The sequence below is a fragment of the Pirellulales bacterium genome (genome assembly GCA_035656635.1).
Taxonomy (GTDB): Bacteria; Planctomycetota; Planctomycetia; order Pirellulales; family JADZDJ01; genus DATJYL01.
This window is the reverse complement of sequence record DASRSD010000020.1, coordinates 1-12,137: the sequence shown is the minus strand read 5'-3', so window position 1 is coordinate 12,137 and position 12,137 is coordinate 1. Positions and strand designations below refer to the sequence as shown.

Genomic DNA, 12,137 nt, shown 5'->3' with positions numbered 1-12,137 from the left:
TCACCCGTATCACAGGCGGCAAGTACGTCTCGACGAAACTCCCTCGAATACGGTGCCACAGCAACCTCCTTGTTCAAGTTGCTGCGTAGCTTAACTAATTTGCCGGCATGGCGCTAGAGCTAGATGAAGAGCGCTCTAGTGTCTGGTGTTCGGTGTCTGGTGCCTAGTGTCTGGTGCCTGCGCACTCGTACGCCTTTTATCGTTGCATAGCATTTACAAAATAGCCGGAAGGCCACGCCTTCCCGAGGCGCATCTAACAGGTGGTCAATTCAGTGGTGGTTCTCCGGATGCTGTGAGCATCCGGCTATTGCCAGACCACCAGACCACCAGACACCAGACACCAGGCTACCAGCCACCAGACGACCACCACTTCACTCCGTTGTTCTTCCGGTCGCTATGTCGAACTCGGAAATCGCCGGCACCAGCATTGCCGCCGTGGTCAGGCCGTAGGTGAAGGCCACGATCAAAAACACTCCCAGGGTTTCTCCCTGCAAAAAGGCGGTAATCGCCACGAACGTGAGCATCGGCAACAAGAAGGATGCCAGGCCAATGGCTTGCGACGGATTCCGCGCCCCCAGCGCCACAAACAGTCCGGCGCTGCCGCCAATCATAAACGCCAAAAACGGCGCCAGTTGCAGTTCGTAAGAGCCGCTGAACGAAACCATAATTCGCATGCACGTTGCCACGCCGATGAACAGGAAAAACACGGTCCCCAGGCTGACCGCCACCGCGCTGCGGCTATTGGCGTAAGCCAGGCCGGAATGAACGCCCAGCGTCGCCACGAACACGTACATCAGCACCAGCCCGGCCAGCAAATACAACAGCGGTTCCAGCGCCAGCGCGCCGGTCCACCACACATAAATGCACAGTGCCAGCGGCAACAACACAATTTCTTTGGCCACGTAGAACACGCCCCCCAGCTTTCCCCAAATGAATTCCGAGGGCGTAATGTCGGTAACCAGCAGTAAATCGAGCGCGCCCAAATCGCGCTCCGTAGTAATCGACGTGACCGCGAGCGCATTCACCAGCACCAGGCTCAACACCAAAAGCGGCAACAGCACCAACGGTAAATTAGCGGCTGCTGCCGGCGATGCGTGCACTGATGCTTGCACTCCCCAGGCCGTGGCCGCGAACAAGGCCAAATACACCAGCCGCACGAAAATCACCTTGCGGCCGTAGGCCCAGGTGCACACTTCCCGCCACAACACCGGGTTATCCCACACCCGCCGTGCTGTTCCTGCCGCGGCATGAACCGAACGCGCTGCCACTGAAGGCACTGCCACTGAAGGCACTGCCACTGAAGGCGCTGCCACGGAAGGCGCTGCGACAACCTGGCCGGTCGGAGGCAAATCGCTGGTTGCGGCCCGGAATTCATCCCCATCCTCCAACTGCGGTCGCGCTTCCCGCGAGGGATTCCACACCCGCACCCGCATCATCGCAAATAAATTCACGGCAATAATAAATAGTACGCCCACCACCAAAAACAACCGATATGCAGATCCAAACCACGGCAGCGAATTGCCTGTGGCAATTTGCGGTTTGGCGGCCGCCAGCAGCGCTTGGCCCGGGCTTAGACCGGAGGTCCATTGAGCCACCGGCGCGCCCAGCCACTGGCCATGCAGCGCGCCGCTGGCCGCTACGACTTCCCAGCCGGCTAAAATCGCCAGCAGCAAGGCCGTAAGCGCCAACGTTTGGAATGTTTTTTCACGCCACAGCGCTATCATCGAGCCCACGCTGCCGGCCGCCAGCGCGCTAACCAATGTCACCACGAACACTCGGCCCATCTGCTCAAACGACACGCCGCCAAATAGCGCGGTGAACATAAAAAACGGCACGCTCGCCGCCAACAACATCAAGATGCTGAGCAGGCTGGCCAGCAATTTGCCGAGCACGAGCTCCGAATTCGACAAGTTCGTCAGCAACAGCAATTCCAGCGTGCGGCGATCTTTTTCCTGCGCCACGGCACTGGCCGAAACCAGCGCCGAGAAAAAAATCGCCAACACCAATTGCAACGGCGCTAAAAACTGAAACAGCGCCATGCCAAAGCGGGCCATATCGCCCACGTTCCGCACCTGCTGCATTCCCAACAACAGCAACCAGGCCGTGCACGTCAGCACCAATAGGCCCGCCACATACACCGCCGGCGCGGCATAAAACCGCACCCGCCGCGGCGCGGTAATCAATTCGCGAGTGAAAACGGGACCAATGAGCACGTTAATCCTTCATTTCATATCTATTTTGCGATTGTACCACGGCGGGCTTGAAACCCTATCGCAGCATGGGGACTGCGGACAAGGCCACATTGCCCGCCGAATGAATCAGCATCGGCCACAACAGGCTGCCCGACCGGGTGCGAACCAACGCCACCAGCGAGGCAAAAATCATTGTGTCGACACGAGCCAAAGGAACAATCAGATTCCCATGCTGGATGGCAACGTCGTGCCAAAATAGCAAGGAAGTGATGAATGCAGCCCCGCCATAGCGTAACCGGCAACTCATCGGCGAATGCCCGAACGCTCTTTCCAGCAAAGCCAACATGATGCCGCGAAACGTCAGCTCTTCTTCCATCGACGGCATGGTGGCTTGAAACAGGAGCTTATCGAGCGAAAACTTTTCGGCAGCGATGTAAAAACCGCCCAGGATGCCGATCGCCAGCCACATGCAGAAGATGCCCAGCGACAGCCGCCATGACCCCGGCGCTTGCCGCCAGCGCAGTCCCACATTTTGCCGCAGCCAAGGGAAGCAAACCAACAACAGACATGAAAAAAATATGCCGCAAGCTTTGTAAGACCAACCCCATTGCGATCTGCGGATTTGGAGAATTGGAAAATAATCGGGAAGCGAGACGGCCTGCAACTCCGCGAAGTAATACAAAGCGGTCAGCGCAATTAGTCCCCAAAAGATCCACTCTTTCACCGGCTGCTGCGCGGAGATATCGTGACCAGCATCCATTGGTAACGGAGATGACATGGGGGCAAACTCCGCGTAGGCTGATTCGGCGGTCAAAGGTTGCAAGGCTGCCGTGTTGTCGCACAACTTGCAGCATCGCAGACGGATAACGGCGAGTGAAAAAAGGTGGATTGGTACAGCCCGGCGGCGGCAGACACGAAGCATTGGCCATTGTACCATGTTCTGTTTTTAGATTGAGGGGCACTCATCGACCGGCGATGAGCTAGACGAATATCCACGCCAGATCAATCAAGCCTACAAAGTTCGCCGACGGAAAAATTTTCGGCACTTTTTAGGCCACTCATTTGGTATGCTATGCAAATCTCGGAGCGCGTAGCGCCGTTTCAACTCGAGATTTACTCGCCCGCAGCGATCAACACAAGCCGTCAGTAATCGTGAGAAAATACATGTTCGCGAACTTAAATTCATTGCCTTCTGTCTCACCAACACGCGCTGATCGATTGCAGGGGCGGCCCCCATGCTCGGCGATTTTGGGGTGTGCGCCCACGAGCAGCGGCAAGACAGGTGACAGAATCTCGGAGTTTTGTCTCGAAAATAAAAATCTCGTACGAATTCCTGTTCCGCAAAATTCGTCCCCTCGCTGCGCGATACCTGTGCCGCTAAACTTGTCGGACTCAACCAAGATTTGACCAATCACTTTTTCATCATTTCACCCCATCACCTGCTCACCCATTCACCACCCACCATGCTCGCCATTCATTGCCAACAACTGACGAAGCGCTACAGCGGGAAGCCGCCGGTGGATGCCGTGCGTGGGCTCGATTTGGCGGTGGAGCAAGGAGAGTGTTTCGGCCTGCTGGGGCCTAACGGGGCCGGCAAGACAACGACCATCGAAATTCTGGAAGGGTTGCTCGATGCCACTTCCGGCGAAGTGGAAGTGCTGGGTTATCGCTGGGGGCAGGATGACGATGAAATACGCCAGCGGATTGGCATTTCGCTCCAGGAAACGCGGCTTTCGGAAAAACTTTCGGTGCGCGAAACGCTCACGTTGTTTCGCAGCTTTTATCGGCGGGGAATTGACCCGCGACAAGCAATGAGCCATGTTTCGTTGGAGGAAAAAGAAAACGCTTGGGTACGCGATTTATCGGGCGGGCAACGGCAGCGATTGGCAGTGGCCTGCGCCTTGGTGGGCGATCCGGAATTGCTGTTTCTCGATGAACCGACGACGGGGCTCGATCCACAATCGCGCCGGCAATTGTGGGACATCATTCGCGGGTTTCGCCAGGCCGGACGGAGCGTGCTGCTCACCACGCATTACATGGACGAAGCGGAGCGGCTGTGCGATCGGGTAGCGATTGTCGATCATGGCCGCGTGATTGCTCTGGGCACGCCCCGCGAGCTGATCCTCAGCCTGGGCGGTGAACACGTCATTGAATTTACGATCGACGGCGCCGAACAAACTTCGGCCGATGTACGGCATTCCTACGCCGACTTGCCCGCCGTGAGCGACGTGCGGTTGGAGCAAGGTCGAATTTGCCTTTCCGTCAGCGAGCCCCACGTGGCCCTGCCGGCGCTGCTGGCCCGGTTGGATTCGACGAAACGCGAACTCACCGGGCTAACCACGCGCCACGCCAGTTTGGAAGACGTATTTGTGAAACTCGCGGGACGGCACTTATCGGAAGCAGATGAAACGCTTGCGGCTTAATCAGACTTTGCAATTCAACATTGAACTATGAACTCCTCCTCGGACAACACTCGACGTTACTGGCCGCTGGCCCAATTGATTGGCTGCCGGATGCGCGAGTTTTCGCGCGAGCCGGAAGCGTGGATTTGGACCTACGGATTTCCCATTATCGTGACGATCGCCCTGGGCATCGCTTTCCGAAATAAGCCGGCGACGCAAGTGGTGGTCGACATTGTAGAAAATCCTCTGGCCGTGGCGACGCAGAAAGCGCTTTCCGCTGAGAACAGCACGCAAAAGTTCAAAACAGAAATTGTGTCGTCCGACCAGGCTCAACTCCGCCTGCGAGCCGGAAAAACCGACATCGTGGTGACGGCCGATCAACCCAGCGATCAATCTGCCGCACACTATGAATACCGCTTCGATCCCACCCGGCCCGAAAGCGTGCTGGCCCGCAATGCGGTGGACGATCAGTTGCAGCGCGCCGGCGGCCGGCGCGACGTGGCGACCATTAACTCGGTGGCGGTGGACGAGCCGGGCGGGCGATATATCGATTTTCTGGTGCCCGGTCTGTTGGGCGTGAATTTATTGGGGGGCGGCATGTGGGGCGTCGGATTTGTAACCGTGGAAATGCGGATCCGAAAACTGCTGAAGCGCTTTCTGGCCACGCCAATGAAACGCTGGCAATTTTTGGTTTCGGTGATGTCCAGCCGGTTTATTTTTAGCGTGGCCCAGGCATTGATTTTATTGATCTTCGCCCGCTACGCATTTGATGTACCCATCCTTGGGAGCGCCTTGGCCGTGGCGTTTTTGATTGTACTGGGTTCCATCATGTTCTTCGGCATTGGGCTGCTGCTGGCCAGTCGCGTGAAAACGCAAGACGCCATTTTTGGCCTGATGAACCTGGTGCAAATTCCGATGTGGATCTTGTCGGGAATTTTTTTCTCCTCGGATCGGTTTCCCGACGCAATGCAACCATTCATTAAAGCCCTGCCGTTGACGCCGCTCATTAACTCGCTGCGGGCGGTAATGCTGGAAGGAGCCACGCTGTGGTCGCAGGCGGCGGAGATCGGAATTATGGCCGCTTGGGCGATTATCAGCTTCGCGCTGGCGTTGCGGTTGTTTCGCTGGCAGTGAGGAAGAACGATTAGGGAGCAGAATGATCGTGAAACAACTTGGCCACAACATCTGCCATTCGATAGCCAGCCAACGTGACGCGGACGTCGGCGAGCTTCTTGGCTTGCTGAATGTAATCGTCCGGCAAAACGGGAGCGGAATTTCGATCGGGGCTGCTTGCCAGCCGACCGTCCAAATATACCTTCGATTTGGCCAGCGCCAGGCTATCTTGAATCCAATTGGCGAAATCGGCCGTCGAGACATCTTCCTCCTTGGGGTCAAGCTCCGCTTTCGGATGCTGATCTTGCAACTCAATGGCCAACTTGCGGATGTCGCGTGTATCTTCCGAGCCGCTTACCAGGCCATCCCAAAAGAAGTGCAACTTTACCGGCCGGCCGTCGGGTTTGGCGCGGATGAATTGCTTGTTGCCCCCTTGGTCACCGTCGGGATACTCCGTGCTGTACAAACTCGTGGCGTGCAGCGGCATGTGGCAATCGCCAATCAGATGCATGACCCAGCACAAAGCTACCGCTTTTTCGGGAGCCGGTACGTCGCCTTTCAAAATATCAACATTGCTGCGAAACGCCGTTTCGATGTTGGGATCTTTCACCTCGGCGGTTTGCACCGAATCGGGCTGGCCGGGAGGCTTGTACGCGTAGTCGATGTAATGCCACTCTGGATGGTTGTAATCGGGATTTCCACGAATGTCATCAGGCCAGCGGCACGCCAACATGAACAGCGCTTGGTCGCGATCGGCGGGATCGACTTTCTCCAATTGTCTGGCCCAGCGAATTTCATAATGCGGATGCTGCTTGAGCAAGGCAATGGCAGCGGCGAGCGCCTGTGGATCGCTCTGCGAAAGAACATTGTAAGCAATGGCGCCAGTCGTCATGTGCCCGCTAAAGTTCCAGGCATATGCAACCGTGGCGGCGAGCAACGCAACCAACAGCGCCAAACCCAGCGAACCAGCACGTTTCATCGGCGACCTTCTCTTGCCCCAAAACACAACTGCGATCGCGTTGTGGGAGTGACTCTGCACACAACTGCGATGGCCAATTGCCGGTACCCTTTTAGTATGACCAAAGCTGACTGCATGAGCCAGATGCCGCCGATTAAGATTTCTTCCCCACGATGTAGAAGCGTAAGGCTAGGAAATCCTACCGATTGCCTGCTGGAGAACAACAATCTAAATCGAGAAACATGTCGTCGAGGGTTTCCAACTCAGATGATTTGGAGACTGCAATCGCATTCAAATTTGGCCGCCGCACGCGACGCGTTGACCAGTCGCTCAAGAACTGGTCAACCAATGCGGGCGTCTTTTGCACGGTCGAATAAGGTACATTCGCGGATTCCGAAAATTCTGGGAAATAAACACCCGATGGAACTTGATCGTATTGCAGAGCAAAGTCGGAATCATTGGCTGGCGTGTTTGATTGCGCCGCAATGGAATTGCCGTTCAGCGGGCCAGCGGACGTCAATCGCACACCTGCTTTGGCGGTTGTGGAATCATTCGATGCCTTTAATACTACGCTCGGAGAAATCGATGGGAAGATCGTCGACTGATCAACGAAAGAATTTGTGACTTCCAGAAAACTTGTACTTTCCATAGGCTGGGAATTGATTGCGCCATTACGGGATGAGGTTGTTGTGCCGACGGGCGATGCTATCAAGCTGACAGGCTGCGGAACGGGATTTATACGCTCTGTTGGAATACTAGCGGAAGTCAGGCCACCGCTGCCTTTACCGGCACTGTCGCCACTTTCGCTTCCACCACCACTGATAAGCAAATTGATCAATGCCTGAATATCGATGTTGTTCACTTTGCCATCGCCGTTCACATCGCCCAGATATTCAAGGTCTGCATTCGAGAGATGATTGTTTGTTTGATAAGTAGCAAGGCCAATCAGCGCTTGCATACCGGCCACAAGGTCGGAGGCATTTACCGAATGATCGAGATTAAAATCACCTTTGGGATAGGTGCCGACGGTTACTGTAACGGTCACAGCGTCGCTCACGGTGGACGAATCGATGCCATAGATTTCTGTGACCCGATAATGATATTGTGTGCCGCTCGTCACTGAGGTATCCGTGTAACTTGTCGCGGCATTTGGCAACACAGCAAGTGCCGTCCAGGTTACACCGTCCGACGACCGTTCGATTTGTGTTTCGGATTCGGTATCATTTGAATTTCGCGTCCAGGTTAAATGCACAGTGCTCCCATTTGCAGTGCCCGTTAAATTTGTAGATTGATGAAGCACGGGATTTAACAATCCGTAGCCCGTAATCGTGCCTTGCATATGGCCTGTGATCCCTGAACCACCGCCGGTACCAACGTACACCATTCCATTAAACACGGTGGGGATACTGGATTTGACTCCCGTTGCATTATCTACGCCACCGGTAAGAGTGTCGGTGATATTTGAACCTTGTTGGACAATTGTCCAATTGCTATTGAACATTTCGCTCACTATGCCGGTGGCTGAGACATCGTATGCGACCAGCGCATCGCTTCCCGATTGCTGAACGACGGTATTCCAGATGATTCCATTTGCCAGACCGTTTGAGGAAATACTAGCAGTGGTGCCGCGGCCTCCAAAATCATTTGCAGATGTAAAAATCGGCGTGGGCTGAATACCTGTGTGCGGCGTCGAAGTGAAGAAGAAATCCGCAGCAATAAAACCTTGTTGCGGCGATTGCAACGTCCCGACGGAGCCTGCCCCCAAGCCGACGTAAAATTGACCATCGAAGTACGACGGGGTGTCGTACCCTTTATCCGTTTGATTGTTGGCCAAGGTTCCTGGATTGCCGTTGGCTTCGAAATAATAGTATTCGCCTAATACTCGATCGTAAGGAGCGGGATCGGCATTGGTCGATTCGTTTCCATCGACGACATACTGCGTGTTGTAACCGCCGAGGTTGTTGGCATCGATCAAATAAATCCGGCCTTCTTTGCCAGCGGTTACCAATAGTGGATCGCCATTAGGTGCTGTCGTCGAACCAGCGCCAATGGACGGGATCAGCATTACACCGCCGGTACCGATGTCTTCATCGTTCTTGTTGAGCTCAAATACATTTGACGGCGTGAAATAATCGATCACCTTCAGTCCATATCCATCAGCATTATATCCGCCGTCGGGATTGTAGGTGCCATTGGGGCTATGAATGATTCCGGTAGCCAAACTGACATTGTTTTGCGTGGTATTAGGATCGAATTGCAATTTGAGCAGCGAGTCACCGTAATCATCGTCCAGAGGCATTTGCACGACGTGGCCATTGTCCGTAGAAGTATATGTCGAGTTGAAATTGGCAGCAGTCGGATTGAAGACGCCATTTCCTGCAAAAACATAAAGATACGTTCCATCGGTCGCAATTGTTGAACCAGCATTCCAAAATCCGGCTTGGGCAATAAAACTTGGCTCTTCGCCGGAGCTGTTCGCAAAATTGTCAAACGACGGCACACTGACAAACGCCGCGTTATTGGCTAGGGTGGCTGCGTTATAGCCCAAGATCCATCCATAATACGGTCCTTCATCACCGTGAGAATCAAAGCCCAAATAAATTTCGCCGTTGATCAGCGTGGTGGCTACACGGTTCATCTGCAGCAAAGCATTGAACGCGATGTCACCAGCGGCCGACGGTGTTGTCCCAGCAAAAACCGATGTGCTGTCGGCTAAATTGGTTTGCCAGCTGTCTGCATTACTCGTCGTTGCCACTTTTCCGAGGCCGTTAAAAGTATCGCTATTGTTTCCCGTTCCTTTCACGTACGGTCCGGCCACATATTTGTAATCGGCAGCGCCAATCAAGCGGACCGAGCCACCCGCTGAGCTTGGCAAGCTGCTGGATACGTTGAATTTCAAAGTGGTGGTAGACGGAATGGAAGCAATCTGAAAGCTACCGTTGTAACCTGAGACGGATGCTCCAGAAATACTGATCCAATCTCCCACGCGCATCCCGCCAGTGCCGGTTGAACTGTTGATGGTCGCCGTCGCCACACCGCCGCTTTGCGTCAGTGATGAAACTGAGACGTTATAGGCAGTGAAAACTGGATTGTTTCCAGAGATGCGCGGATTAAGGATGGTATCACCAATCACCTCGCCGCCCGAGAAAGGTTCTACCGCAATATTACTTGGGGAAATCGCGACCGACCCATCAGAAAGTTTCACCGCCCACAGACGTTGCACAAAATGCCAGTCGGCCCCAGCCACATTGTTGGTTGGTGTCGAACCATTGCGCAACTCCTGCGTGTTGGCATCGAGGTAAAGAATATTCGTGGCCGGATCAATCGCCGGAGTTGCTAAAATTCCCAATTCCGGACCAATATCCGTCGTGCTAACTAGTGCATTTTCGCTGCTGCCGTTGGGACCTACCGCACCAGCCGGAATTGTCGATACATCCAAGGTTGGAACTGGGCTACCAATTATGGTCACACGCGGATCGACAATCTGCAGAAAACTATCTTGCCATAGAATAACGCCGCTGCTGGCGTCAATGGCATATAAACTGTCGTTTTGTGTGGCGACAAAAAGCACATTATGCACACCTAATGAACTACCACGCGTGATGTTCACATTAGCCACAGCGAGTGGCTGGGCATAAACCTGTCCGTCTAACGTCGTATCGAACAGTCTCCCGAAATTGGTCGTGATTTGACTCGCAGCCATTGTCGATGCAACGTTCGCAGGGGTCAAAACCGTTTCATTAATATCTGAGCCCGTACTTCCTAATGTGCCGTGGCCCATAAGCACATCGCCAGCAGCCAAAAGTGCGCGCGATTCAAGTGCTTCCACATGTGTATATAACCGATGTTTAGCGCTGCGCCTGCAGTTTTGACCATAACGACCGAATAAAGTATTTACACACTTCAAACGCGCCCAGCTATTCACAGAATGCCCCCAAAGCAATGAAGTTGCAATTTCTACGCCCACATCAGCGACCATCTGAACGTAGTGAGATGCATGGTGTCGAATCGACTCACGAACCTGTTGCCCAAAACATCAGCTAAAAACAGGTCCGCATCCTACAACTGGAAAATGTGCTCGACAAGCAACTAATTCAGAATCTTTTTAAAAAACTGCCGTGGAAATAACCGACGGCAAAAGCCTTACTCTGCCCGTCGTGCGGATAATGAAGAGTATCCCGCGACAATCAATAGATGCGTAGAATTACAGGCAGAGCGATCTCTCTCGGAATCGCAAAGACTCGCCTAATTTGGCAGTCGTAACCTTACCGCCGCGGTTGTTGGTCGCTACCCTGTGCTCTTTGGGCGGTCGGGGGAACGTCGGGCAAAACGATCTCACCGGCAATCTCGTGCTTCCACAGCGGACGGCCGGTTTGCATGTTTCTGGCATCCAGCAAGCAGTGCACAATGCGGATACCGCCGGCTACATTTTCAGGACTTTCGACGAGACTAATGCGCTTGTCGCCGACATCGTAATAGGATAAAGGCCGCGGCAGCTTCACGGCTTGGGGAGTGCGGTCCACGGCGACAGTCGCAGTGCCGCTTTCAATATCTACTCGCGCTTTACCTGATTCAATTTTCCGAGCCGCGGCAATTGCTTCCTGTGTCGGAGGCGTACCATTGGCAAACGTTACTCCTTTGGCAAACTGTCTTTCTGCCCGCCAACTGAGAACCATTTCATGTCCGTCGAGCGCAGCCACCGAGCCAAACGACAGCCCAATGCCGCCATCCACGGCCACCCAATCAGGCAGAATGATAGGCTGCGTATGTTTAATAATCTTTCCACTGGGTGCATCTAACACGACAATATCCATCGTGTTAATTTTCCCTTGACCGCGCGGCGCTTGGGCAATCAATTGATCTCCGTCTAGGGCCAGCGGATGTAGCGCTTCTTTACATTCCCAAATCGGTTGACCGCTCTCCAAATCAATTGATTCAATTCCGTCGTTCATGCTGGAAACATAAGCGACTTTTCCTGCCGTATCGGCGATGCCACCAGGGATTACAACCCACGGAGTACCTAAAGCGCCTCCTGCAAAACCATCAACCGCGACAGCCGCCTTGGGGCCATACCACGCAATGATCGCAAACGCCGTAAAAGTCGCGAGCAAAATCCGCTGTTGTCCTCGCGATATGCAATGGCTATTCACAACGACATCCTCCATGCAAGTCGTAGCATTTAAGCGCCGGCACGCTGGCCCCCAACTTGGGTAGCCAGCTGTTTTTGAAGGGCGGAATTCTAGCGAGAAACCACCGAATCCCAAAGACCATCTTGACCAATAAATCGATGGTGAGTTGATCGAATTTAGCTATTTGATCGATTTTCGTGCAGCCTACTCTGACAGCATTCGGCCGCTGGCCCATTCGCGCCACACCAATTGTGGAAATATCCAAGCATCGCGCAAGTATCGCTTGGCCAGTCGCCGAGGTTCGCTTGCCAAGCGGTGCAGCCACTCTAATCCTACACGGCGC

General features: G+C 54.1%; 7 protein-coding genes. 2 read left to right on the top strand and 5 right to left on the bottom strand.

All coding sequences use genetic code 11. The annotated features are described in order from the left end of the window. Positions 1–371 precede the first annotated feature (371 nt). Complete coding sequence (locus VFE46_01460; protein HZZ26646.1) at positions 372–2,213, bottom strand: ABC transporter permease subunit; 1,842 nt, start codon at positions 2,211–2,213, stop codon at positions 372–374. 55 nt (positions 2,214–2,268) lie between these two features. Next, complete coding sequence (locus tag VFE46_01455; protein ID HZZ26645.1) at positions 2,269–2,970, bottom strand: CPBP family intramembrane glutamic endopeptidase; 702 nt, start codon at positions 2,968–2,970, stop codon at positions 2,269–2,271. Between the two features lie 685 nt (positions 2,971–3,655). On the opposite strand from VFE46_01455, the gene VFE46_01450 reads away from it, so the two are divergent. After that, positions 3,656–4,615, top strand: a complete 960-nt coding sequence (locus VFE46_01450) for an ABC transporter ATP-binding protein (protein ID HZZ26644.1) — start codon at positions 3,656–3,658, stop codon at positions 4,613–4,615. A 27-nt stretch (positions 4,616–4,642) separates the two neighbouring features. After that, positions 4,643–5,728 carry an ABC transporter permease gene (locus tag VFE46_01445; GenBank protein ID HZZ26643.1) on the top strand — a complete coding sequence of 362 codons (1,086 nt, stop codon included), beginning with the start codon at positions 4,643–4,645 and terminating at the stop codon, positions 5,726–5,728. Positions 5,729–5,738: 10 nt separating this feature from the next. Here VFE46_01445 and VFE46_01440 read toward each other — a convergent pair whose 3' ends face one another. From VFE46_01440 to VFE46_01430, 3 genes are all read right to left on the bottom strand, one after another. Beyond that, positions 5,739–6,686 carry a S1/P1 nuclease gene (locus tag VFE46_01440; GenBank protein HZZ26642.1) on the bottom strand — a complete coding sequence of 316 codons (948 nt, stop codon included), beginning with the start codon at positions 6,684–6,686 and terminating at the stop codon, positions 5,739–5,741. Positions 6,687–6,864: 178 nt separating this feature from the next. Beyond that, positions 6,865–10,644 carry a dockerin type I domain-containing protein gene (locus VFE46_01435; protein ID HZZ26641.1) on the bottom strand — a complete coding sequence of 1,260 codons (3,780 nt, stop codon included), beginning with the start codon at positions 10,642–10,644 and terminating at the stop codon, positions 6,865–6,867. Between the two features lie 286 nt (positions 10,645–10,930). Beyond that, positions 10,931–11,815 (bottom strand): hypothetical protein, encoded by an 885-nt coding sequence (locus VFE46_01430; GenBank protein ID HZZ26640.1) that lies wholly within the window; start codon positions 11,813–11,815, stop codon positions 10,931–10,933. Positions 11,816–12,137: the final 322 nt, after the last annotated feature.